The sequence below is a fragment of the Paenibacillus sp. FSL H8-0175 genome (assembly GCF_045040615.1).
Taxonomy (GTDB): Bacteria; Bacillota; Bacilli; order Paenibacillales; family Paenibacillaceae; genus Paenibacillus_AQ; species Paenibacillus_AQ odorifer.
This window is the reverse complement of sequence record NZ_CP150299.1, coordinates 2,076,112-2,101,384: the sequence shown is the minus strand read 5'-3', so window position 1 is coordinate 2,101,384 and position 25,273 is coordinate 2,076,112. Positions and strand designations below refer to the sequence as shown.

18 protein-coding genes are annotated in these 25,273 nt (G+C 45.5%); 8 read left to right on the top strand and 10 right to left on the bottom strand.

Translation table 11 applies throughout. The annotated features are described in order from the left end of the window. The first annotated feature begins 189 nt into the window (after positions 1–189). Positions 190–735: a hypothetical protein gene (locus MHH46_RS08915; RefSeq protein WP_076191068.1), complete on the top strand. Its 546-nt coding sequence runs from the start codon at positions 190–192 to the stop codon at positions 733–735. 167 nt (positions 736–902) lie between these two features. Next, positions 903–1,343: a hypothetical protein gene (locus tag MHH46_RS08910; protein ID WP_076191066.1), complete on the top strand. Its 441-nt coding sequence runs from the start codon at positions 903–905 to the stop codon at positions 1,341–1,343. Positions 1,344–1,488: 145 nt separating this feature from the next. Here MHH46_RS08910 and sufB read toward each other — a convergent pair whose 3' ends face one another. From sufB to MHH46_RS08875, 7 genes are all read right to left on the bottom strand, one after another. After that, positions 1,489–2,886: a Fe-S cluster assembly protein SufB gene (gene sufB / locus MHH46_RS08905; protein WP_036684335.1), complete on the bottom strand. Its 1,398-nt coding sequence runs from the start codon at positions 2,884–2,886 to the stop codon at positions 1,489–1,491. 24 nt (positions 2,887–2,910) lie between these two features. After that, the gene (sufU, locus tag MHH46_RS08900) at positions 2,911–3,342 is read right to left on the bottom strand and encodes a Fe-S cluster assembly sulfur transfer protein SufU (protein WP_036684339.1); all 432 of its coding nucleotides are present in this window, start codon (positions 3,340–3,342) and stop codon (positions 2,911–2,913) included. Beyond that, on the bottom strand, positions 3,329–4,555 hold the full coding sequence (locus MHH46_RS08895) for a cysteine desulfurase (RefSeq protein WP_076191063.1): 1,227 nt from the start codon (positions 4,553–4,555) through the stop codon (positions 3,329–3,331). Before MHH46_RS08895 ends, sufU begins: the two co-directional genes overlap by 14 nt. Beyond that, a complete protein-coding gene (gene sufD, locus MHH46_RS08890) occupies positions 4,552–5,853 on the bottom strand; it encodes a Fe-S cluster assembly protein SufD (RefSeq protein WP_036684344.1) in 1,302 nt (433 codons plus the stop codon). Before sufD ends, MHH46_RS08895 begins: the two co-directional genes overlap by 4 nt. A 26-nt stretch (positions 5,854–5,879) precedes the next feature. Continuing rightward, positions 5,880–6,662 (bottom strand): Fe-S cluster assembly ATPase SufC, encoded by a 783-nt coding sequence (gene sufC / locus MHH46_RS08885; protein ID WP_036684347.1) that lies wholly within the window; start codon positions 6,660–6,662, stop codon positions 5,880–5,882. Positions 6,663–6,941: 279 nt separating this feature from the next. Beyond that, positions 6,942–7,403, bottom strand: a complete 462-nt coding sequence (locus MHH46_RS08880) for a Dps family protein (RefSeq protein WP_076135846.1) — start codon at positions 7,401–7,403, stop codon at positions 6,942–6,944. A 239-nt stretch (positions 7,404–7,642) separates the two neighbouring features. Then, positions 7,643–7,945 carry a YunC family protein gene (locus MHH46_RS08875; protein ID WP_036684352.1) on the bottom strand — a complete coding sequence of 101 codons (303 nt, stop codon included), beginning with the start codon at positions 7,943–7,945 and terminating at the stop codon, positions 7,643–7,645. Positions 7,946–8,159: 214 nt separating this feature from the next. Between MHH46_RS08875 and MHH46_RS08870 the strand changes: the two genes are divergently transcribed. After that, positions 8,160–8,687: a hypothetical protein gene (locus tag MHH46_RS08870; protein WP_036684355.1), complete on the top strand. Its 528-nt coding sequence runs from the start codon at positions 8,160–8,162 to the stop codon at positions 8,685–8,687. Between the two features lie 76 nt (positions 8,688–8,763). Here MHH46_RS08870 and MHH46_RS08865 read toward each other — a convergent pair whose 3' ends face one another. Beyond that, on the bottom strand, positions 8,764–9,147 hold the full coding sequence (locus tag MHH46_RS08865) for a DUF423 domain-containing protein (RefSeq protein ID WP_076124773.1): 384 nt from the start codon (positions 9,145–9,147) through the stop codon (positions 8,764–8,766). Between the two features lie 170 nt (positions 9,148–9,317). On the opposite strand from MHH46_RS08865, the gene MHH46_RS08860 reads away from it, so the two are divergent. Continuing rightward, positions 9,318–9,779: a hypothetical protein gene (locus MHH46_RS08860; RefSeq protein ID WP_076124771.1), complete on the top strand. Its 462-nt coding sequence runs from the start codon at positions 9,318–9,320 to the stop codon at positions 9,777–9,779. Between the two features lie 980 nt (positions 9,780–10,759). Here the strand turns inward: MHH46_RS08860 and MHH46_RS08855 are convergent. Beyond that, positions 10,760–11,248, bottom strand: a complete 489-nt coding sequence (locus tag MHH46_RS08855; protein ID WP_036684361.1) for a hypothetical protein — start codon at positions 11,246–11,248, stop codon at positions 10,760–10,762. Between the two features lie 200 nt (positions 11,249–11,448). Here MHH46_RS08855 and MHH46_RS08850 point away from each other — a divergent pair, with 200 nt between their 5' ends. From MHH46_RS08850 to yhbH, 4 genes are all read left to right on the top strand, one after another. Further along, on the top strand, positions 11,449–12,093 hold the full coding sequence (locus MHH46_RS08850) for a methyltransferase domain-containing protein (protein WP_076195236.1): 645 nt from the start codon (positions 11,449–11,451) through the stop codon (positions 12,091–12,093). A gap of 118 nt (positions 12,094–12,211) precedes the next feature. Then, positions 12,212–18,949 carry a DUF11 domain-containing protein gene (locus MHH46_RS08845; protein WP_143762801.1) on the top strand — a complete coding sequence of 2,246 codons (6,738 nt, stop codon included), beginning with the start codon at positions 12,212–12,214 and terminating at the stop codon, positions 18,947–18,949. Then, a complete protein-coding gene (locus MHH46_RS08840; protein WP_076195233.1) occupies positions 18,946–20,631 on the top strand; it encodes a DUF11 domain-containing protein in 1,686 nt (561 codons plus the stop codon). The genes MHH46_RS08845 and MHH46_RS08840 overlap by 4 nt, the downstream gene beginning before the upstream one ends. 174 nt (positions 20,632–20,805) lie before the next feature. Next, entirely contained in the window at positions 20,806–21,969 is a 1,164-nt protein-coding gene (yhbH, locus tag MHH46_RS08835) for a sporulation protein YhbH (RefSeq protein WP_076195239.1), read from the top strand. Positions 21,970–23,744: 1,775 nt separating this feature from the next. Here yhbH and MHH46_RS08830 read toward each other — a convergent pair. Then, on the bottom strand, positions 23,745–25,250 hold the full coding sequence (locus MHH46_RS08830) for an alpha-glucosidase/alpha-galactosidase (RefSeq protein ID WP_076195096.1): 1,506 nt from the start codon (positions 25,248–25,250) through the stop codon (positions 23,745–23,747). Between the last annotated feature and the right edge of the window lie 23 nt (positions 25,251–25,273).

Genomic DNA, 25,273 nt, shown 5'->3' with positions numbered 1-25,273 from the left:
TTGTAATCATCGTGTAATATTAGGAGGACCTTTATTCGGTTTTTTGCATAATTATTGGAATTTATTCCGGGATACGAAGAGTTCACTTTTTCGCCGTCTTAAATTTGCTTCAGATGTAAAACTTTTACCACAATTTACCGTAATATAGTAATACAACACTTTTTACTTATATTATGGAGGGGAACTATATTGAAAAAGCAGCTTGTTTTATCTTGTATTATCGCCATTATCCTTCTTTCAGGGTGTAGCAATACAAATAACAATAACCCTACGGACGCAAACACAGCGATCAACGAATCTAAAAACTTGTTTAATTTCGGGGAAATCTCCTCAAAAACTGATACAGCACCCTCACCTGAAAAAATGCTAAGAGAAATAAGCAATTTTGTTATTGCTGACATTTGGAATGTTGGGTTTGTAGATGTTATCTCATACACTAGAAGTGGTACAAGCAGTACAGGAGCGAGCATGGACATTGACTTTACGATCGAACAGCTTGGCAAAGCCATGGAAGAGAAAAAAGAATACGATACATATATGAACGAGTTAGATACTAAGTATGATTCTATAAAAAAAATATGGGCCAAGCTTTCCCCAGAAATTGATCTTTTATATAAACAGATTCAGGAGACACCTCCAAAAGCAAACGACAACAGCTTAAAACTTGATGCAGGTAAATTCAATCAATATTCAGAGGCTTTTAGTAAAGAAGTGAATGATCTGGCAAAACAGTAACCTATACCATATAAAAACCCCCGCCAAGTGATTGGCGGGGGTTCTGTTTATAATTGGGTTTCAGCAGCGTTTCATATAATCAACCCGCTATCTGTTTGTATCTTACACACCATTCTATTTTTCTCTCATAAAATATAAAATCTACAATGAGAGGTTAGGTGAATAGGATGAGTATACAGTTTCTTGATATGCGAATTTCACAGGGCAGCACTATGGATGCACAAAGTCTTAATTTAGTTCGTTCAAGTGCAATTTTCGGTGACATTGGACTTCAGACAGTAAATGTTACACCTGCAAATGCAGGCTTAGTGAGAGTCACATTGAATGCTTTTGCCAGACTTAGTGTTGATGTCAGCATTATAGTTCAGAATGATGTTACTTTTAGTATTTACCGCAATAATATATTAATTTTTAGTACAACCTACCCCGGAAACATTAATAATACAACGACCCAATATGAAATGGTTGGAATCACCGCTGTCGACTATCCGCCTTCAACCGATGTGCTTACCGGCCAGATCCAATACACCATTGTAGCATCAGCGATTAGAACGGCATCTCTGGGAGCCAGATCCTTCAGTGGAATTGCCGTTGCCGGAAATGGATAATTGAAAATATTAAAGGTGTGTCCCCGGAGCATTCGGGGATTTTTTCAATTGTGCCAATAAAAAAGCATCCGTAGAAAAATATCTACGGATGCTTTGAAGAAATATAAGCGTTGGGAGGACAAGCCTCCATTCATAAGCGCTCTTATTAACCGATAGAACCTTCCATCTCGAACTTGATCAGACGGTTCATTTCGACCGCATATTCCATCGGCAGTTCTTTTGTGAACGGCTCGATGAAGCCCATGATGATCATTTGAGTCGCTTCTGCTTCTGTGAGGCCACGGCTCATCAGGTAGAACAGTTGCTCCTCAGAAACTTTAGACACGGTTGCTTCATGCTCAAGAACGATGTTATCGTTCATGATTTCATTGTAAGGAATAGTATCCGAAGTGGACTCATTATCCAAAATCAGCGTATCACATTTAATGTTCGATTTCGCACCTTCTGCTTGACGGCCGAAGGAAGCTAGACCACGGTAAGTTACTTTACCGCCATGTTTACTGATGGATTTCGATACAATGGTGGATGTTGTATCTGGAGCCAAATGGATCATCTTGGCACCCGCATCCTGATGCTGGTCTTTACCTGCTACCGCGATGGATAGTACTGAACCTTTAGCACCACGGCCTTTAAGAACAACCGCAGGGTATTTCATGGTCAGCTTGGAACCGATGTTACCATCGACCCATTCCATAGTAGCATTCTCTTCTGCAACCGCACGTTTCGTAACGAGGTTGTAGATGTTTGGAGCCCAGTTCTGGATTGTGGTATAACGAACGCGAGCGTTCTTCATACACAAGATTTCAACAACCGCACTGTGCAGAGAGTTCGTGCTATAGATTGGAGCAGTACATCCTTCTACGTAGTGCACGAAGCTGTCTTCATCAGCAAGGATCAAAGTACGTTCGAATTGTCCCATGTTCTCAGAGTTAATACGGAAGTAAGCCTGCAAAGGAACTTCACATTTCACACCTTTAGGAACATAGATGAAGCTGCCGCCTGACCAAACTGCACTGTTAAGTGCGGCAAACTTATTATCGGTTGGAGGGATGATCGTCCCGAAATATTTTTTCAGAAGCTCTGGGTGCTCACGCAATGCAGTGTCGGTATCTGTAAAAATAACCCCTTGATCTTCAAGGCTCTTCTGCATGCTGTGATAGACTACCTCAGATTCATATTGTGCCGAAACGCCGGCGAGGAACTTCTGTTCCGCTTCCGGAATCCCCAGCTTATCAAAGGTTTCTTTGATTTCGGAAGGAACTTCTTCCCAAGTCTTCCCTTGCTTCTCTGAAGGTCTTACATAGTATTGAATATCCTCGAAGTCCAAATCATCCATATTGCCGCCCCATGTTGGCATTGGCATTTTACGGAACTGCTCCAAAGATTTCAAGCGGAAGTCAAGCATCCACTGTGGTTCATTTTTGATTGCTGAAATTTCTTTAACAATTTCGGCCGTCAAACCTTTACCAGACTGGAATATCGATTTATGCTCATCACGGAACCCGTACTGGTATTCTTCCATATCAGGCGCTTTCTTAGCCATGGTGTCAGCCTCCTTGTTCTACTGTTATTTATGTTGCTCTTCTTCGTCAATTCCTTTACGAAGTGCGTTCCAAGCCAGTGTTGCGCATTTGATCCGCGCAGGGAATTTATTCACACCCGAAAGGGCTTCAATGTCTTCGTAATCTCCAAAATCCACGTCTTCACCCTTCATCAGTAAGGAGAAGTTATCAGCCAGTTCAAGCGCACGTTCAACCGTTTGTCCTTTGATCGCCTCAGTCATCATCGAAGCCGACGACATACTGATCGAACAGCCTTCACCATTATAACGGGCATCCTTTACGATTCCATCCTCTACCTTAAGCTGAAGAGTAATCCGGTCACCACAGGTTGGGTTATTCAGTTCAATTTTTAGAGCATCATCTTCAAATGAACCGCGATTTCGAGGACTTTTATAATGATCCATAATTACGCGTCTGTATAAGTCATCCAAGTTCATAGCTGAAGTACTCCTTTGTCTTGATTAAAGCGTCCACCAGTTGATCTACATCCTGCTCGTTATTATACAGATAAAAGCTTGCACGTGCTGTAGAGCTGGCTTCCAGCCAGCGCATCAGCGGCTGACAGCAGTGATGCCCGGCGCGGATGGCAATGCCTTCCGCATCTAGCACTGTAGCGACATCATGCGGGTGAACGTCACCCAGATTAAAGGTGACAACGCCGACTTCTCGATTTCGAGGGCCATAAATGTTCAGACCCTCGATCTCTGACAGACGTTGCTCTGCATACGCTGCAAGAGCTTTCTCATGGCGGTGTATCTCATCCAAACCGATTTCTTGTAAGAAATCAATGGCTGCACCTAGACCAACAGCACCAGCTATGATCGGCGTACCGCCTTCAAACTTCCAAGGCAGTTCTTTCCATGTGGATTCATAAAGACCCACATCATCGATCATCTCGCCACCGAATTCGACGGGCTCCATGGCTTCGAGAAGTGCTCTCTTGCCATACAAAGCGCCAATTCCGGTGGGTGCGAGCATTTTATGACCAGATAGTGCATAGAAATCACAATCCAGATCCTGCACATCGACCTTCATATGTGGTGTGCTTTGTGCACCATCTACGACAATTACTGCACCATGACGATGAGCAATAGCCGCAAGCTCTTTAATAGGATGAGTTACTCCCATAACGTTGGATACATAAGCGATAGCAACGATTTTGGTTTTATCCGTAATCGTCTGCTCGGCAGCTTCCAACGTAACCGTTCCATCAGGTTGCAACGGTATATATTTTAATGTAGCACCTGTCTTCTTAGCGAGCTGCTGCCATGGAATCAGATTACTATGATGCTCCATTAAGGTGATGACGATTTCGTCGCCTTCACCCACAGCAGAGGGTCCGTAAGAAGAGGCCACAAGATTTAAGGCTGTAGTTGTTCCGCGTGTAAAGATAATTTCTTTAGTGCTGCGGGCGTTAATAAACTTAGCTAGCTTCTCCCGGGCTCCCTCGTAGGCATCGGTTGCTCGGCTGCCTAAAGTATGGACGCCACGGTGTACGTTGGCGTTATCCCACTCATAATACGACTTGACCGCCTCAATTACTTTCCGAGGCTTCTGTGAAGTAGCAGCACTGTCCAGATAGACCAGTGGATGTCCGTTCACATTTTGGTTCAGTATGGGAAATTGCTCCCGGATGGCGTTGCTAATCATTGCACTAACTTCCTTTCCACAAGAGATTGGAGCTGATTGCGCAGTCCCTCCAGTGGAATTTGTGACACAACAGGAGCCAAGAAGCCGTAGATGATCAGAGTCTCTGCATCATGCCGTGTAATTCCGCGGGACATTAGGTAAAAGACTTGCTCGTGATTGACCTGACCTACGGAAGCGGCATGGCCGGCTGTAACATCATCTTCATCAATAAGCAGGATCGGATTGGCGTCACCACGGGCTTTTGGACTCAGCATCAATACTTTTTCCGTTTGCTGGCCGTCCGCTCTAGTAGCACCTTTCTCAATCTTGGTGATTCCGTTGATGATAGAAGTAGCAGAATCACGCATAACTGCACGAGTGATCATGTCACTTGGTGTGCTTTTGCCAAAATGCTGAGCTTGAGTGGTGTAATTCAGTTTCTGTGATCCCGTACCTACTGCAATTACTTTAGCATCGGAGCTAGAACCGTTGCCTTTAAGCACAGACTTGGTATCACTCGCAGTATCTCCGTAGTTCATCTCACCAACGATCCATTCGATGACTCCGTCATTCTCAACAACAGCCCGGCGATAAGTTACATCTGTAGTATCTACACCAAGCTGATGCACTGTAGCATAACGAACTTTAGCGCCAGCGCCCACGAATACCTCTACCGCACCATTGTGTAGTCCAGCTTCTTCTTTATCCGATACGTAGTTGTCTACATAGGTTACGGAACTGTTAGTATCAGCTACGACCAGAATGTGTGGAACAAAAGTAGCTTCCGCATCATCCGTTAACAGCACTGCTTGAAGCGGAGTTTCAATAACAACATTCTTAGGAACATAGAGGAATACTCCACCATTCCACAATGCAGCATGAAGCGCTGCGATAGAATGTTCGTCTGGCTGAATGGCTTTATGCAAGTAACGTTGAACCAAATCTCCGTGTTCTTTAACAGCTGTCTGTAGATCAGTAAAAATAACACCCTGTTCTGCAAGCTCAGGAGCGATACGTGTATATACTGCACCAGAGTTGCGTTGAATAATCAGGCTGCCTTCCTCCTGATCCTTAATCAAGGAAGAAATAGATGCAGGTGCATCACTTAGCGAAGCAAAAGGTTCACTTGCTTTATAGCTACCATAATTATTGACATTCCAACGATCAATCCGTGTCTTCTCTAATTTAGGCAGTGTCAGAGTAGCTGCCAATTCTAGTGCCTTCAAGCGGCTTTCTTTCAGCCAACCCGGTTCGCCGCTGCTGTGCGATAATTCGCTCAAGCGTTCGGCATCCACCGGAAGAATGGTCTGTGTCGTCATAGTGGTCTCCTCCTTCCTGGCGTTTCTTACGCTTCTTGCCCTACAGTTTCATCTTCAATTCCGAGTTCTTCTTTAATCCATTCATAACCCTCTGCTTCCAGACGCTGTGCAAGCTCTGGACCACCGGATTTCACGATTCTACCTTGCATCATAACGTGAACGTAATCAGGTTTGATGTAGTTCAAAAGACGTTGATAGTGGGTAATAACTAAGAAGCCGCGTTCTTCGCTACGCATGGAGTTTACGCCTTCAGCTACAATTTTCAAAGCATCAATATCAAGACCGGAGTCAATTTCGTCCAAGATCACGATTTTTGGATCCAGCATCATCATTTGTAGAATTTCATTACGTTTCTTCTCACCACCGGAGAAGCCTTCGTTCAAGTAACGGTGTAAAAACTCAGGGTTCATATCTAGTTCTTTCATCTTTGCTTCCATTTGGCGAATAAAACGAATCAACGAGATTTCGCTTCCCTCTTCACGACGGGAATTAATGGCAGAACGCAAGAAGTCGGAGTTAGTTACTCCAGAGATTTCGCTTGGATATTGCATTGCAAGGAAAAGACCTGCACGTGCGCGTTCATCAACAGCCATCTCCAGAAGATCTTCACCATCAAGAGTTGCAGTTCCATCAGTTACTTCGTATTTAGGATGACCCATTAGCGCCGAAGCCAAAGTACTTTTACCTGTACCGTTTGGTCCCATGATGGCGTGAATTTCGCCACCTTTCATTTGAAGGTTAATCCCCTTCAAAATTTCTTTTCCCTCAATCGTCGCTTTAAGACCCTCAATGACAAATTCTGCTGCCATAATATTATTCCCTCCATTGATCGATTTGCGAAATCAAAAGTTGTATTGAAACAGGATAATCCTGATTCCCAGCACAATTAGATTTTCTATCACATTATAATTATTATAAATTGAATCACAATGATTATCAATGATTCTCACTAATTTTATATCAAACCTTGTTTTTTTACAAATTTCTCTTTAGCTAATCACTTGTGACTCAGAGAAGATTTTCATTAAACATAAGACTACGCAAAAATAAGACTTCCCGCAGGAAGCCTTATTCAAACTGCTTAATGATTAGCTAAGAAACGAACGTAGCATCCATTGGTGTTTCTCCAGATCACTACGGATTTTAATGAACATATCTGAGGTTGGCTGATCCTTGGTTTCTTCGGCAAGCTCGATGCCTTCTGTCAGCTCTTCAGAGATGGTGGCGAAGTCTTCAATCAGAGACTGAACCATTCCCCGTGTATCTTCCTTACCTGTAGCTTCTTGAATTGTAGCTAATTCCAAATATTCTTTCAATGTTGCTGCCGGACTGCCTTTGATGGTTAGCAAGCGTTCTGCTACTTCATCCATTTGAAGGGTTACTTCATTATATAATTCCTCAAATTTCACATGAAGGGAGAAAAATTGTTCTCCTTTGACATACCAATGAAAGTTATGAATTTTTACGTACAGGACATTTAAGTTAGCAACCTGACGATTCATGATCTGTTCCAGTGAAGTTGTATTTACTTTATTCGATGCTTTAGCCATGAGATGATCCCTACCTTATCCATTATATTTACCGGTTACTATTTCCTTCGTCCGGTAGTAACTTGTCTATTCTTAATTTACCCTTTTACCTGTAATACGAAACAAGGAGAAGCCTTCCATAACACCTTTATTTGTTCTAGCATTAGCAAAGACACACCCGATTATGCTTAAATGTGAATACTTGCACACAAACAAAAAGGGCCTAAGCCCCGTTTGTTTGGAATTGTTAAATTTTCCGGTCAGACCATAAGAAGTAACGCTTCCGCACCCGTCATACCTGGTACGATGCCAAGACTCTCTGCTTCTATCGTTACAGACTCCAACGGGGCAGCTAAAAGCTGGGCAAGCGTCCGTACACCCACCGCACGAGCTGCGATGATATGCCGATCACTAAGTGTTTCATTGAGGAGACCGACATCCAGTGCACCGCACATAATATAACCTCGGTTCGTGCTGATGGAGAGCAGTGTAGTTTTGGGAAGCTTAACCTCTACCCCGATCAGCGTATGTTCACCTACTGTAATAGGCTCCATAGTAACCAATAGCAGCACCTCCTTTTTTTCACTATCCACGTTGTATATGTATGCTAATTTTCCTGTGGGTGTGCTGACGGTAGTCCTATGCCTAGTATAAAATGCAGTATAATAGTCCCTATTCCAGTAGTCCTGGGTATATGAATATTGCATGTTTAATGTTATAGTTAATTACATTCCTGTAACCATTCAGAGATGTTCTAAACGAAAAGCTGGGGGATTTATGGACGAGAAACTACAACGCACAGACGGCAATTATTTATTTAACGTCGACATCCTGATTAATGCCCGTACCAACCCGCTTGCACTGCAATTTCTGCTCGAAATGTTGAACAATAATGACCATATCACAGATTTCAACATTAATTCCGGTCTTGAATTAGGGAGAACCATTGACAGCTTGCTACGCTCCGCTAAACTAGCTTTGAATCAAAACTCTGCTCCTCCCATTTCATTAAAGCTGCCTCCAAAATCTACGAAGAAGCAGCTGGATACACCGATAAAAAAACAGGCAGAAACGCCTGCACAGCAAACGGCCATTGAGACGCCAGCTGATGCATACGGGAAGATTCGTCAGTATATTCAGAATAATCAATTGGTACGTTTACGAGCGAACCGGTACGGGAAACAAGTGTCCATGCCCTGTCGTATTTTAAACTTTGATGAAGCAGCCAACTCTATAAGTGTCTACCATGTGGATGAGAAGCAGGTGTACAGCTTTAATCTAAATGAAATCGACGAGTTTCTGTAAGCGCATGCGTTACAAGCAAATAAGCACCCTCCCTCATTGGGGAACAGGTGCTTATTGGTCTTTCTTTTTTTAACAACTAAGACGACGTTTTACGTGAAAATCCCTCTATCGCAAGGCATAACCAGCCAATTATAAAGCATACCCCACCGATAGGTGTAATCGCTCCTAGCACCTTAATTCCGGAGATACTCAGAACATACAAACTGCCAGAGAACAAAATGGTACCTGCAATTAACAACCGGCCCGCCCAACGTAATCGGACACTTTCGCCCCATTGGCCCACAGCCAGTGCGATGAGAATTACCCCCAGCGCATGTACCAAGTGATACTGCACACCAGTCTCATATACCTTCATATAGTCTTCACTGATCACTGGTTTTAGTAGATGGGCACCGAAAGCACCAATTCCTACTGCCAGCATTGCTAGCACAGCCCCCCAGGCCATAAATTTCCGTTGCAAATGATTACACCCCCTTAATTTTAGACTCATTCTATCATAACGTAATGCCCGTTCCTATTTCCAGCAGTCATTTTTTATTTTGCCTCATTCAGGGGTTGCTTTTTTAGCATCAATATGAAAAAGTGGATATTAACAACATTTTCATTCTAATCTCTCAAGGAGTGCAAACCATGGACTTAAATTCTCTGTCAAAATCAGACGTACCTGCGGCAGAGGTGGGAAATCCCAACCCTCATCCGGATTACCCAAGCGCTGATTTATCATCTACGCATCAAAAAGTAGAACATGATCTTCAACATTCTGGACCTGGTATTGCTTCATTCATTATCTGTCTCGTGTCGATCATCGGCTATGCAGCCATCTTTATCTCTATTATAATGAAGTCTTCTTCATTGGTTAATGAGAATTCCGAACTATTAAGCCAGTCCTCGCAATTCATAATGCTTCTAGGATTAACGGTTATTATTCTGGCTGCTCTAAATGTAATCGGTGTAGTCATCGGCATCATTGGGCTTTCCATTCGGAAACGTCGCAAGGTGTTTGGCATTATTGGCACGATAGTCAATGGTGTTATTATCTTACTCTTTATGCTGCTTATTACAACCTTCCTAGTCAATGCTGGAACGCTTTAAGCTTCTTTTAAACATGCTAACTTCATTAAAAAGGGTATCCCAACAACTTTGAGCGGGTTGTGAGGATACCTTTATTTATGTATGAATCTAAAATCTGCATTGGGGAGTCCTCATCTTCATCCGCGGCTCACGGACTCAGATGACGTTATTTACGTTTTTTTCGCCTTTGGAGCACAGTTTCGGACCCCAGTGTCGCTATTGCATCGAAAAAGGATCATATTGAGCGGTTTTTATGGCAATAGCTGCTATGGGGTCCGATAGCGAATCAAATGTGGGGAAAAGCTGCGTTTTAGGGCTGCTGGGTCCGATAATACTGATTCCGATAATGCTAATTCCGATAATGCTGGATCCTATCCCTCATCCGCGGCTTGCGGACTCAGATGACGTTATTTACGTTTTTTTCGCCTTTGGAGCACAGTTTCGGACCCCAGTGACGCTATTGCATCGAAAAAGGATCCTATTGGGCGGTTTTTATGGCAATAGCTGCTATGGGGTCCGATAGCGAATCAAAAGTGGGGAAAAGCTGCGTTTAAGGGCTGCTGGGTCCGATAATGCTGGATCCTATCCCTCATCCGCGGCTTGCGAACTCAGATGGCGTTATTTACGTTTTTTTCGCCTTTGGAGCACAGTTTCGGACCCCAGTGACGCTATTGCATCGAAAAAGGATCCTATTGGGCGGTTTTTATGGCAATAGCTGCGATGGGGTCCGATAGCGAACCAAATGTGGGGAAAAGCTGCGTTTAAGGGCTGCTGAGTCCGATAATGCTGAGTCCAATATAGGTGCTACTAGTTCCGTTAGTGGTGCTGCTAGTTCCAATAGTGTGGCTCCTAATCCATAATGGTGCTAGGTATGCGGACTGTGATCGATCAAACAAAGTTTAGTGTTTTGAGCAAGAACTATGCTTAAAAAATACGAGGGTGTCCCAGCAACCACTATATGATTGCTGAGACACCCTCTATTTACAAATCAATACATTCAATTATTTTGCTAGAGCCAGCTTTGTTAGCACACGTTGCTTGACGGACGGATCGCCCTCCACTGCTTTTTCCACGTATTCAATAACTACGGAATCATCTGAATTCAAAGTATCAAGTATACTCTCCATTCCAGCTGAAATCTCAAAAGCGGTTGGGCCTTCTTTTGTCGCAATCTCAACGGAATGACTATCTATTTGTCCGATATAAACGGCCGTCATTTTTATTGTTTTACCTTCTGCTTTTGGAGTAGAACTAGGTTTAGCTGTGCTCGGATTTTCGGTTGGTGTGGCTGTACTTGGGTTCTCAGTGGGTACGGGAGTGCTTGGAGCTTCAGTAGGCTCAGCAGTGCTTGCGCTCTCGGTTGGTGTTGGAGAAGGTGTTGCAGTCGGTTCTCCTGAAGTCTGTGCCGAATTATTCCCACCGCAAGCGGTTAAGGCAAATGTTAAGGCAGCAATCGCTGCTATGGCGGGTAATGAACGTTGTTTTTTCATGTTGAGTGCCTCCTCTATGTGGCGATTATTTTCAAAGTCATCTTCATAAGTATACTCTTATAACGTTAACCACTCTATGAAAGTTTCATATGAAGTAATTTTAGATAACTTCCAGCCTCTATTAGGCATCCGTCGGATGCAGGCTACAGCGGTATTAATACAATAGTGTGAGCCTGATTTATCCCAAAGGAGTGAGCCCCTTGAAAATCGATATCGGCTGTGGATCTAATAAGGAAGCAGGTTATCTCGGGATCGATCGGATCGCGGGTCCTGTTGTAGATATTGTCTGCGATATTTGCCAAGAGATTCCTCTCCCTGACAATAGTGCTGAGTTTGTTATGGCTAGCCGTGTACTGCCTTATGTGGACAATTTATTCACAGCCATGGCGGAAATTCACAGAATTAGCATCCATAAAGCAGTTGTTTGCATTCTAGCACCCTATGCCCACAGCTTTGCCCATATGTCCAATCCTTCCTTTAAGCAGAAGTTTGACGAATATACCCCCCGGCATTTTACAGGATCCTTCTTCCAACCCCCATCCGGTCCAGTATGCCCAGCTATTCCAGACTACCCTGTACCCGCACCACCCTTCGATTATCGGTTGCTGCGGATGGAGTTATTCTATCAACACCCTTATGAAGATCCGCTTTACGAAACTGAAGAACTAGAAATACTAAAGACCCTTCAAGCAAATGTAGTGCATGAAATCATGTACCATTTTGTCGTAGTCAAGCACAATATCACTGATCAGGAGCTGGAGCTGATGAGCAGAAGTCATTATCCTGAACCTCATGTTCTTGTCGAACGAAGACTTAAATCACAAAACAGACATTTTTTTCTATAATTTTAAGATGGGACATACACTAATACCCATTTTGTATCATAGGCTAACATACAGGTATTAACTGTGCCGTCCTAACTATAGGACGGTTCACTTTTGGCCAAAATCAACCTCGAAGGAGGTGAGAATCATTCCACTAGTCGTACGGGCAACGATCAATGCGACCGGTGCTATCACATTTACCGGCAACACGCTTGGACTTAGCCGCTCCGATACGATCGGAGTGCCAGGGACACTAGACAGCATCGGTGGCTTTACTACTGTTAATACTTCATCGACATTTGGTTCCTATCCTAGCGGAACTACTAGTCTTTATACAAGCAACAGTTCAGCAGCCATACTGGTCCTACCATCTGGCAGCACAGTGCTGTATGCAGAACTGATATGGGGCGGTACCTATATTAACGGAACCGTTAACCTCAGTTCGGCCATTAACAATCCTGTCTCCCTAATAACTCCTGCTGGCACTACATTCAGCGTTACTCCCGATTCAGCAACGAGCAACGTAGTCGATTTGGGAGGTGGTGCATCAGCATATGTTCGTTCCGCCAACGTGACCAGCATTATCCAACAAGGCGGCGCCGGCACCTACACCACTGGCGGTGTAGTGGGTACGATTGTTATCCCTAGTGATTCCACGGCCAACCATGCTGGCTGGACATTAGGCGTAATCTACCAAAATACAGCCTTACCTTTTCGCAATATGTCCCTACGGGCAGGTGCAATACTTGTACAGGCAACCTCAGCCCCAGTTTCAACTACGATCACAGGCTTCGCAACACCAATTACAGGTGCGCTTGGCGGCAGAGCGTTATTCAGCGCACAGGAGGGGGATGCCAACCGTTCGGGGGATCAAGCGTTATTTGGTCCAACCTCGGCTACACTTGTTGCTTTATCGGGACCAAACAACTTTGCCAACAACTTTTTTGCGTCACAGATTAACAATGATGCAGGTAATCTAAACACAACAGGTACCTTTGGAAACCGCAATCAAATAAACGGAAACCCAGGGACCAACATTATCGGCGGCCGTCAAGGCTGGGATATTACCAATGTTGACGTCTCCGCACGGCTGATAAACAATCAATCTTCAGCCGTATTACAATTAACCACCTCAGGCGATGCTTATGTACTCAACGGTAATGCCATACAGGTTGATATCAATGCTCCTAAAATAAACCTCACTAAAAGCGCTAATGTAGCCGGCCCCATAGTCGGTGATACGGTAACTTATACGGTGACTGTCAGTAATACAGGAACAGCGGGAGCAGCAAGTGTCGTTTTATCAGATGCGCTGCCGGCAGGATCCACTTTTGTAACTGGAAGCGTAGTCGTTGCTGGCGTCGTAAGGCCTACTTTTGATATTACAGCAGGAATCCCATTAGGCTCATTAGCTTTAAGCAGTTCAATAACGGTTACATATCAAGCCAAAGTCACTTCATTGCCGCCAAGTCCACAAAATATCGCAAATACTGCCAACGCTGCCTTTACGTTTCAAAGTGTAGCCGGAGGCCCTATCATGACGGGGGTCATTCCATCTAATACAGTAACCTTACCTGTATATTCACCCGTCCTTAACATTGTGAAATCAGCCAGTACCACCAATGCTACGGTTGGAGATCAGATCACCTATACTCTTCAAATCACGAACACAGGAAATATCGGCGCGTTAACAACACTTACAGATAATATTCCTTCAGGCAGCTCTTATGTCGCAGGCAGCTTCACCGTCAATGGAAATCCTGTCGCTGGTAACCCTGCCACAGGGATTGCTATCGGTACGGTTGCTGCCGGTGGCAGTTCTACTGTTCAATTTCGGGTCATTGTAAATAGTCTTCCCTCTCCGCCACAACTGGTCGATCAAGCAAGCGCCGCTTATACGTTTCAGGTTCCAGATGGGCGAACTATTGCTGGATCAGCCTCATCCAATACACTATCTATTCCAGTTAGAACACCCAATGTTACCGTAGTCAAAAGCGCAGGATTTGCTGACGTTGTTGTCGGTGATACACTACTCTACACTTCCGTAATCAGTAACAACGGCATAGCGGCAATTACCAACGTCTCACTCTCAGATACCATACCTGCGGGGACATCGCTGGTCCCCGGAAGTGTTACCGTCGCCGGTGTATCACAACCCTCAGCTAATCCTGGAACAGGGATTGCTGTCGGTACCATCGCTCCCGGAAGCTCCGTCGCCGTCACTTTTCAAGTCAACGTTATCTCATTACCAAGTCCTGCTCAGCTATTGAATAAATCTAGTGCCTCTTTTAGCTCGGGTGCTTTTACTGGCATTTCAGTCTCAAACACGACTACAACTCCCGTGTATCAGCCTGTAATCCAAATTGCAAAAAGCTCGAACGTTTCCAGTGCAACTGTAGGCGGCAATATTCTTTATACGTTAAATGTTCAGAATTCAGGGAATATCGGGGCGGCTGTAACCCTGAGCGACAATATTCCTTCAGGAAGCGCCTTTGTCTCGGGAAGTGTAACTGTTAACGGTGTTGCTAGACCTGCTGACTCTCCAATTACAGGAATTAACTTAGGCACTTTAGCTTCAGGGGCAGCTGTTCCTGTGACCTTTCTTGTCTCGGTACAATCTCTGCCTGCTCCACCTGTTCTGAATAATCAAGGCAATAGCAATTACACCTACCAACTGCCAAGTGGAAGATCATTCTCCGGGACCAGTCTATCCAATACCCTAACCATTCCGGTCTCCGCTCCAAACATTACACTAACCAAAACTGCAAATCTAACTAATGTAGCGGTTGGAGAAAATCTTACTTATTCAGTCATAGTGTCCAACCCAAGCAGCGTCACTGTCACTAACGTTGTTGTCTCTGACCCTATTCCTACGGGGGGAGCTTTTGTAGCAGGCAGTGTGACTGTCAACGGTTCGACGGTTGCAGCGGCTAACCCAAGTACAGGTATAGCAATCGGAAGTATCGCCGCGGGCAGCTCTGTCACGGTGTCTTTTAGAGTGAATGTTGCTTCCTTGCCAAGTCCAGCACAGTTTACAAACAGAGCCAGCGCCTCCTTCACCTCTGGGGCGTTCACCGGTTCTTCGCTCTCAAACACGATAGTAACACCTGTATTTCAGCCCATCCTTAGTATGGTCAAAAGCGCCAATGCAGCACAGGCATCTGTAGGGGGATCTCTCTCATACTCCATCCTGATCAGCAACACCGGGAATATTGCAGCTACTCTATTAGTAACTGATATCCTGCCACCCCAAGCCGTGTTTGACACGAATAGTGTCATTATTGGAGGAACACCTTTGCCCGGATATAATCCGGCAACTGGCATTCCAGTTGGACCGCTCGCTCCTGGTGATAGTGTCACCGTAAGTTTTCTGGTCACAATCACAGCCCTACCTCCATCACAAGTATTGCTGAACTCTGCTTCAGCGACATATAATTTCACCCTTCCAGACGGGCGTCAGCTCGGTGGAAATGTAGTGTCCAATACGCTCTCTGTCCCAGTGTCCGCCCCTAACGTCAGTGTTGTAAAAAGCGTAAACGCTGCTACTGCTGTTACTGGTGATATCCTTACCTTTACCTCTGTATTGACCAACAACAGTATTGCAACAGTAAGCAATATCATTCTCAGCGATCCTCTGCCTGAGAATGTCGCTTTTATTCCCGGAACCGTAATTGTAAGTGGCACTACCCTGCCGCTAGCAGTTCCGTCCGCCGGCATTCCAATCGGTAGTTTGAGCCCTGGCGCCACAGCTACCGTAACATTCGAGGTGAGGATAACGATGCCGATACCATCACAGATTAACAATCAGTCGTCTGTCAGTTTTACATCCGGTGTATTCTCCGGTTCTTCTTCATCTAATATCACAACTACACCAGTTATTCAGCCCCAAATCTCCTTAGTAAAAAGTGCCGCTGATGGAGACGGCGATTTCGATGCTTTAGTTGTCGGTGATTCTGTCATCTACACAGTGATTGTTAGCAACACAGGTAATCTGGCTGCAAATCTTACGCTAACTGATAACATTCCAGCAGGTACAGTTTTTGTTCCTAATAGTGTCATTGTAGGTGGCATGCCTCAACCCGGATCAGCCCCAGATACAGGGATAGCTGTAGGAAATGTCGCTCCTGGTGCCAGTATTGCAGTCAGCTTCACCGTTGATATCATCTCCCTGCCAACACCTCAGCAGATTAGTAATCAGGCTTCTGCAAGCTTTACCTTTACTCCGCCTGACGGTAGACCGTTATCTGGGACTGCTGTGTCTAACACTGTAACTTTACAAGTCTCTGCTCCTAACATTGTCGTTACCAAGAGCACTACTTCAACATCAGTTGCTGTTGGTGAAACGGTCACATACAACGTCAATATAACTAATAATGGTATAGAATCTGTTACTAGCGTCTTACTCAATGATCCTACACCGGTAGGGAGTACTTTTGTAACAGGCAGCGTGTCTGTCAACGGAGTTCCATTCCCGAACTTGAATCCTGCTTCGGGGATATCTATCGGCACTCTAGCAGCTGGTGCATCAGCGCTGGTTACCTACAGTGTTACTGTTACCTCCGTCCCTCCTACAGCTTCACTCATCAATCAGGCATCTGTTACCTTCACTTCAGGCGTTATTTCAAGCTCCACTTTTTCTAATACCGTTACAGTCCCTGTGTTCCAGCCGAACATTGCCGTAGTCAAGAGTGCTAGTACAGCCAATGCCACGGTTGGCGATTCCGTTAGCTACACACTGACAGTGAGTAACACAGGAAACTATGCTGCTAATTTAACATTGACGGATAATATTCCCGCAGGTACGGCTTTTGTTCCGAATAGCGTGCTCATCAATGGACTCCCTTTAGCGCAAGCGGATCCTTCCACCGGAATTGCAGCTGGAATAATACAGCCTGGAGGAACGACCGTAGTCATTTTCACGGTTGACATCACTTCATTGCCTAGTCCTCAGCAACTGGTCAATCAAGGAACCGCAGCATACAGCTTCACCTTACCCGACGGACGTACACTTAATGGGTCTGCACTCTCTAACACCGTCACTATTCCGGTCTCCTCACCTAATATTGCTGTAGTTAAAACTACAACCACAACATCAACTACAGTCGGTGACACTATTACTTATTCCATAGCTTTAACTAATAACGGGATTGCCACTGTAAATAATGTGGTCTTCACAGACGCCCTTCCTGCCGGCACCACCTTTGTGACAGGCAGCGTGCTTGTGGACGGTGTGCCTCGCACAGGAGTTAGCCCAGCTACTGGAGTGACCCTAGGCAGCATAGCACCCGGTGTAACCGTAACTGTTGCTTTTACCGTAAATGTAGTTTCACTGCCGCCTACTGGATTGTTAAATAATCAGTCAACAGTCAGCTTCACCTCAGGTGTTGTCTCAAATGTAGCCTTCTCAAATATCGTCACGACGCCTGTCTATCTGCCTATCCTTGCAGCAGCAAAAAGCTCCAATTCAGTCAATGCTACCGTTGGGGATACGATTACTTATACTATAAATGTGACCAACACAGGTAACTACGGAGCTTTAGCAACCCTGAGTGACACCATTCCAGCGGGTACAACGTTTATTCCAAACAGTGTACTCATTCAAGGCGCTCCTGCTCCAGGAGCAGACCCAGCTGCCGGGATCTCACTGGGGGTAATCTCCGCGAATGGAAGCCTGTCTGTAATGTTCTCAGTGCTTATCACAACATTGCCGGCAAGCCAACAGCTGCTCAATCAAGCTTCCGTCGCGTTTGCTTACACACTTCCAGATGGACGGACATTTAACAATTCGATCAATTCCAATACAACAACAATCTCAGTATCCTCACCGAATGTTATCGTCACTAAATCTTCGACAGCTACCGATGCCGTTGTTGGGGATACCATCACTTATAACTTCACTGTTACCAACAGCGGAATAGCAAATATCAGTAACGTTAACCTCAGTGATCCAATACCTGCAGGCTCTAGCTTTGTCGCTGGCAGTGTGACCGTAGATGGCACTCCACGCCCTAGCGCGAACCCAGCGAACGGGATCTCGCTCGGTACACTTGCACCGGGAGCATCTTTCCAAGTCTCGTTCAACACGATTGTCAATGTGCTGCCTAATCCTGCAACGCTTAGTAATCAAGCTTCCGTCAGTTTCACCTCCGGCGCATTCTCAGGATCTTCATTCTCAAATACACTTGTTATTCCGGTATATCAACCTATCATTGTAGTTGTCAAAGGGGCGGACAGAACCGCCGCAACTGTCGGAGATACGATTACTTACTCCTTAAATGTGACGAATACTGGTAACCTCATAGCAAATGTAGTTATCACCGATACCATTCCGAACGGAGCTGTCTTTGTTCCAAACAGCGTGCTCGTGAATGGGGTACCACAACCAGGATCAGATCCGGCTACTGGCTTAAGTATTGGGTCGGTAGCTCCGGGAAGTACAGTAACAGTAACCATTACGTTGCAGGTTACTATTGCTTCCCTCCCTTCGCCACAACAGTTAGTCAATCAAGCTACAGCAAATTTCACATTCACACCACCAGATGGACGTTTACTCACGGGATCCTCTGTCTCAAACGTCCTAATTATCCCTGTATCTTCACCAGACGTAAGTGTGGTTAAGAGCACTACTTCTATTGATGCGGTTGTGGGCGATATCATCACCTATACGATTGTTGTCACCAACTTAGGGATTTCACCAGTTAATAATGTCATCATGGTTGACCCTATTCCAGCTGGCAGCCAGTTCGTAACGGGAAGCATTACCGTAGATGGAGCCCCACGTCCTAGTGGCAGTCCGGCTTCGGGAATCGCAATTGGTACAATTGCTGCAGGTGCTTCTTCAACCATTACCTTCCAGGTTCAGGTAGTAGCGTTATGATTCCCGGCTCACGTACCCAACCTGTCGTAACCAATCAGTCCATGGTACTCTTCAACTCGGCAGCGGGTGTTGACGGAATTGTCTATTCCAATACCGTTAACACCCCGGTCGTGGGCCCCGTGCTTTCATTGCTGAAGAGTACAGATAAACTCCACGCCTCTTTAGGCGACACTTTGGTGTATACCATTACAGCCAGTAATAATGGAAATACAGATGCTTTTTTGACGGTGTTTGACATTCTTCCAGAAGGTGTATCCTTTATTTCCAACAGTGTGCTCAGAGACGGTGTGCCTCTTCCGGGGGCTACACCGTCTTCAGGCATCCCCCTTGGTTCTATTGCACCGCAGAGTCAAGTGAGCATCGCCTTTCAAGTCGTCATCATTTCCCTGCCGTCTTCCCTAGTGCTGCAAAATAAAGCGCTGGGCCGTTTTTCTTTTTCCACACCGGAGGGAAGAATCGTTAAAGGAGATCTATTTTCAAATTCCGTACAGGTTTCTTTACGCTCCTACCAGCTCTCGACCTCTTTGTCTGCAAGTACTCCGACTTCTTTTATAGGGGATGTAGTCACTTACACCTTGCGGCTTACAAATGAAGGCAACAGCCCTTTAACTCAAATCAACGCAATAATTTCTATTCCGGACGGGGCGGTGTTTATACCGGGGAGTGTCATTGCAGGTGGGATTTATTACCCAGAATCGGACCCGGCGCAGGGGATATTACTCGGTTCGCTGGACACAGACCTAAGCGTTGATATTACTTTTCGTGTCCGAGTAACAGAGTTTTCTCCCTCGTTGGCCTTAACCAACAGCGCGGTTGTCACCTATTCAGTCGATGAGCATACAATTACGACCGAAAGTAACACTGCGGTTGTCTCACTTGTCCAAGCGGGGGTCACCATTAGCAAAAAAGTGGATCATGTTACAGCAGCTCCGGGCGATAATTTGAGATATGAGCTTACGGTAACGAACAACGGGAATCTGGCTGTAAATGCGGTCCTAACAGATGCCATACCTTCAGGTACTCTTTTCGTATGGGATAGTGTTCTCTTAAATGGAGTGTTGCAAAAAAGTGCACGACCAGCGGAAGGCATCCAGTTAGGTACTTTAAGAGGCGGTACTACAGCAGTTGTAGTTTTTCAAGTGAGTATACCTGCAGCCATTAACATTCATGAAATCGCAGCCGTACAAAACCATGGTAGTGTTCAGTATACCTTTGTGCTTCCAGACGGACGGACCGTACGACAAACCTCTCGTTCCAATACAGTTACCACCTTAGTAGTCACACCTGTCATTTCACTCGTAGTCCATGCAAAACCAACTATCGTAGAAGCAGGAGAGCGAGTCCAATGCTGGATCTCACTAACCAATAGTGGAAATTGGCCTGCGGAAATATCTCTGAATCGGCTAACCCCGGAAAAATGTTTTCTTGATCCCAACAGCATTGTGATTGATGGAGTTCCGAATCCACAATCTTCATTTGCCGGCACCTTGCCGCTGGGGGTAGTTAATGCTGCATCTATGGTTAACATTCATTATTTTGTCCAGGTGAGTGAACAGGTAATGGGTCGTTTTCTTAAGGGCTCCGTAAATGCTCAATACTCTTTCAATATGGATGGACGTAACTACTCTGGCGAAAGCCAATCTAACAGCTATGTGCTGACCGTAGATGAGATCAGTGAATAAGAAATCACATATCCCTCATCCCCATGAATATACTTTAGTTACAACCCCAAAACATCCCCACAAAGTGAGGCTTTGCTTTCTATGCGTACTCAGGTGCTTTGCGGGGGATCCAAATATATACTTTGCAAAAAATTGCCTCAATCAACATTTCATATTCCATGGGAGGTGGTCATCCTGTCGCAATCATCCGGTCCCTTTTCCTTCGTAGTCTCAAAAGAAGACTGGTCCCTTCATCGTAAAGGTCATCAGGATCAGGAACGCCATCAGCAAAAGGTCAGAGAAGCCATCAAGGATAATTTGCCTGACCTCGTTACCGAAGAAAATATTATTTTGTCAGGCGGTAAGCAGATTGTGAAGGTTCCGATTCGCAGTCTGGATGAATACCGGATTATTTATAACTTCCGTAAACAGAAGCATGTAGGACAGGGCGACGGGGAAAGTCAGGTTGGCGATGTGCTTGGGCGCGATTCACAATCGGCACAGCCCGGTAAAGGAGAAAAAGCAGGCGATCAGCCGGGCCAAGATACCGTGGAAGCAGAGGTCAATCTGGAAGATCTGGAGGACATTCTGTTTCAGGATATGGAATTGCCTCATCTGAAGCCTAAGAATAAAGAAGAGATCGAGGTCAAATCCATAATTTTTAACGATATTCGTAAAAAAGGGATGATGTCCAACATCGATAAAAAACGTACGCTGCTGGAAAATCTTCGACGCAATGCAAGCAGCGGAAATCCCGGCATTCACAGTATCAGCCCAGATGATCTGCGCTACAAAACATGGGATGATATTAGAACACCTCATTCCAATGCGGTCATTATTGCGATGATGGATACGTCAGGTTCGATGGGTTCATTTGAAAAATACTGCGCCCGCAGCTTCTTCTTCTGGATGACCCGTTTTCTGCGCCGCCAGTATGAGAAGGTAGAGATTGTTTTTCTCGCCCACCATACGGAGGCTAAGGAAGTCAGTGAGCATGATTTCTTCACCCGTGGCGAAAGCGGGGGAACGATTTGTTCCTCGGCATATCAGCGAGCGATTGAAATTATCGATAGCCGCTACCCGCCTGCGCAGTACAATATTTATCCATTTCACTTCTCCGATGGTGATAATCTCACCTCCGACAACGAACGTTGCGTGAAGCTGATCGGAGAACTGCTGAAACGAAGCAATATGTTCGGCTACGGTGAGGTGAACCAATACAATCGAAGCAGTACCTTGATGTCAGCTTATCGCCATCTGAAACATGAACAATTCATGCATTACGTCATTAAAGACAAAAAAGAAGTGTATCAGGCGCTGAAGACCTTCTTTAGTCCAAAGGGTATGGTTAATTCTTAATCCCCCACTCCAAAACGCGGATGTCCCAAAAGCCAAAAATGGCTGATGGGACATCCGCGTTTTTGGTGTTGCTCCTTCTTGAACAAAACAACAAACTTCGTAAATTGCGTCATCTAAGTTCGCAAGTATCAGGGGAGGGACAAATAGCGTCATCTGGGTCCGCAAGTATCGGGGGATGGACGAATAGCGTCATCTGGATCCGTAAGATCAGGGAATGGACGAATAGCGTCATCTGGGTCCGTAAGATCGAGGGATGAGCGAATAGCGTCATCTAGGTACGTAAGATGAAGGGATGGACAAAGTGCGTCATCTGGGTCCGCAAGTATCGGGGGATGGGCAAATAGCGTCACCTGGGTCCGTAAGTATCGGGGATGCGTCAGAATAGTATGTAGGGCAACTGTGGGATTCTGGGGGATCGGCGCTTTCGGACACAGATGACCTTATAAGTAGCTTTAGCGCACATTTGGATTGCTATCGGACCCCATAGCTGCTATTAGCACGAAAAACACCAAAAACGAGCCTCTTTCTGAGCAATAGCTGCACTGGAGTCCGATAATACGCTCCAAAGGCGATAAATTGATAAATAGAGTCATCTAGGTCCGTAGGTATCGGGGATGGACGAATAGCGTCATCTGGGTCCGTAAGATCGAGGGATGGACGAATAGCGTCATCTGGGTCCGTAAGTATCGGGGATGCGTCAGAATAGTATGTAGGGCAACTGTGGGATTACTGGGGGTTCGGCGCTTTCGGACACAGATGACCTTATAAGTAGCTTTAGCGCACATTTGGATTGCTATCGGACCCCATAGCCGCTATAGGCATGAAAAACACCAAAAAAGAGCCTCTTTCTGAGCAATAGCTGCACTGGAGTCCGATAATACGCTCCAAAGGCGATAAATTGCTAAATAGCGTCATCTAGGTCCGTAGGTATCGTGGATGGACAAATAGCGTCATCTAGGTCCGCAAGTATCGGGGGATGGGCAAATAGCGTCATCTGGGTCCGCAAGATCGAGGGATGGGCGAATAGGGTCATCTGGGTCCGTATGTATCGGGGATGCGTCAGAATAGTATGTAGGGCAACTGTGGGATTCTGGGGGATCGGCGCTTTCGGACACAGATGACCTTATACGTAGCTTTATCGCATATTTGGCTTGCTATCGGACCCCATAGCCGCTATAGGCATGAAAAACACCAAAAACGAGCCTCATTCTGAGCAATAGCTGCACTGGGGTCCGATAATACGCTCCAAAGGCGATAAATTGCTAAATAGCGTCATCTAGGTCCGCAAGTATCGGGGGATGGGCAAATAGCGTCATCTAGGTCCGCAAGTATCGGGGGATGGGCAAATAGCGTCATCTAGGCCCGCAAGTACCGGGGGATGGGCGAATAGCGTCATATGGGACCGCAAGTATCGGGGATGGGCAAATTGCTCATCTGAGTCCGTAAGTATCGAGGAATGCGTCAGTATAGTATGTAGGGCAACTGTGTGGGATTACTGTAGCCCTCGGCGCTACGGTATAGATAAAAAAATAAGCCAGTGAAATTAAACTAACTTTCTTTTTTCAGTTACATAATAACTCCTACTATAAACCTAATTTCACAATTTGGATCGGTACCGATAAACTTGTACTCCCCACCCATGTCAGCTTATTTTCGTAAGCTATGACTGCTGTTTTGTTTTTCCCCCGCTTAGATTTCCATCCTAAAATAACCTCCAATCCCAAACTCTGGAATGCGGAGGTTATTTATAGTTAAAAAGCTTTCAACGCTACAGCCTAATGAACCTTCTCTCTATCCTTGCCTTTATCAGACTCACCAGCATTTTTGTTCGCTGCTTCCCGGTCCTGCATCATCTCATCCACCGACTTCACCTTCAGGCGAGCAGCGCCCTCGTTGTTAGCGTTCGTTGGGATAAGCTCTCCTGAAGCCAAACGTTCCTTGGCTTTAGCAATAGCTTCGCTGTATTGAGGCAGCCACTGTTCCCCTGCGACGAGCATCTCATCGACCATCTGCCAGATTTCTTTTGGATTACATACAGCACCAACGAGTGGGTCCATCATAAATGCCTGACGTAACAGCTTATCATCGCCGTGTACAGCTGCTTCAACCGCCAGACGTTGCACTGAAATGCTCACGTTACATACGGCGGCAGGCCCAAGCGGCAATTCACCTACCAATGGCATGGAGATACCGTTCCGGTCTACATATCCCGGTGCTTCGATAATGGCGTCCTCTGGTAAATTAGAGATTACGCCATTGTTCACTGTATTAAAGTGCCCCCGGTACACTCGTCCCGTTTCCAATCCTTCTATAATATAAGAGCCGTGCTCTTCCCCGCGATTCTCCTTCGTATACTCCAATGCCGGGTCTTTCATCCAGTTTGGAAAATCGGTCTCGAACCAATTTCGACCTTCCGTGCAGACACGCAGATAACCGCCAGTTTCTCCGTTAATCCAGCTCCCCAGATCGATCCAATCCATAATTTCATCACTGCGTTTACGGTACCATGGCACGTACTCACTTAAGTGTCCATTGGATTCTGTACTATAGTAGCCAAAGCGACGAAGCATATCGATGCGCACTTTTTCCGTACGGCTGAATTCCGGATGTTTCTCAAAAGCCTCTAAAAGACCTTCGGTCAGATCCTTCCCCTCATGACTTGCTGAAATATACCAGGTCTGGTGATTGATGCCCGCACAGATAATATCAACTTCGGATTTCTTAAGACCATACACATCCGCAATTTGTTGGTGCCCATGCTGTACACCATGACATAGACCGATGGTCCGAACACCACCATATTTATTGCAGGCCCAGGTCAGCATAGCCATCGGATTCGAATAGTTAAGCAAAAGCACATCCGGTGCTGCCATCTCCCTAATATCACGGCAAATATTCAGCATCTCCGCAATTCCGCGTTGCCCGTACATGATGCCACCCGCACACAGAGTATCTCCCACACACTGATCGACTCCGTATTTTAAGGGAATGTCCACATCCGTAGCAAAGGCTTCAAGCCCACCCATCCGAATAGTACAAAATACGTACTTGGCATCCTTCAGTGCTTCTCTGCGATCCGTTGTCGCCTGAATTTGTATATTTAAACCATTCTCCTTAATATCACGCTGGCATAGCTCCGTGACCATCTCCAGATTGTGGCTATTAATATCCATAAATGAGACTTCGATATTTTTAAATTCCGGTACAGTTAGTAAGTCCCGCAACAATCCACGGGTAAATCCAATGCTGCCTGCCCCTATAAAAGACACTTTAAATGACATGGTTATCATCCTCCGGTAATGAA

What these genes read in the sequence shown, in the direction of transcription:
- MHH46_RS08880 (WP_076135846.1), bottom strand. Translation starts at nt 7,403, where the DNA reads ATGGCTAAAGCATCGAATAAAGTAAATACAACTTCACTGGAACAGATC.
- MHH46_RS08830 (WP_076195096.1), bottom strand. Translation starts at nt 25,250, where the DNA reads ATGTCATTTAAAGTGTCTTTTATAGGGGCAGGCAGCATTGGATTTACC.
- sufD (WP_036684344.1), bottom strand. Translation starts at nt 5,853, where the DNA reads ATGACGACACAGACCATTCTTCCGGTGGATGCCGAACGCTTGAGCGAA.
- MHH46_RS08870 (WP_036684355.1), top strand. Translation starts at nt 8,160, where the DNA reads ATGGACGAGAAACTACAACGCACAGACGGCAATTATTTATTTAACGTC.
- sufU (WP_036684339.1), bottom strand. Translation starts at nt 3,342, where the DNA reads ATGAACTTGGATGACTTATACAGACGCGTAATTATGGATCATTATAAA.
- sufB (WP_036684335.1), bottom strand. Translation starts at nt 2,886, where the DNA reads ATGGCTAAGAAAGCGCCTGATATGGAAGAATACCAGTACGGGTTCCGT.
- MHH46_RS08855 (WP_036684361.1), bottom strand. Translation starts at nt 11,248, where the DNA reads ATGAAAAAACAACGTTCATTACCCGCCATAGCAGCGATTGCTGCCTTA.
- MHH46_RS08910 (WP_076191066.1), top strand. Translation starts at nt 903, where the DNA reads ATGAGTATACAGTTTCTTGATATGCGAATTTCACAGGGCAGCACTATG.
- sufC (WP_036684347.1), bottom strand. Translation starts at nt 6,662, where the DNA reads ATGGCAGCAGAATTTGTCATTGAGGGTCTTAAAGCGACGATTGAGGGA.
- MHH46_RS08840 (WP_076195233.1), top strand. Translation starts at nt 18,946, where the DNA reads ATGATTCCCGGCTCACGTACCCAACCTGTCGTAACCAATCAGTCCATG.
- MHH46_RS08860 (WP_076124771.1), top strand. Translation starts at nt 9,318, where the DNA reads ATGGACTTAAATTCTCTGTCAAAATCAGACGTACCTGCGGCAGAGGTG.
- MHH46_RS08895 (WP_076191063.1), bottom strand. Translation starts at nt 4,555, where the DNA reads ATGATTAGCAACGCCATCCGGGAGCAATTTCCCATACTGAACCAAAAT.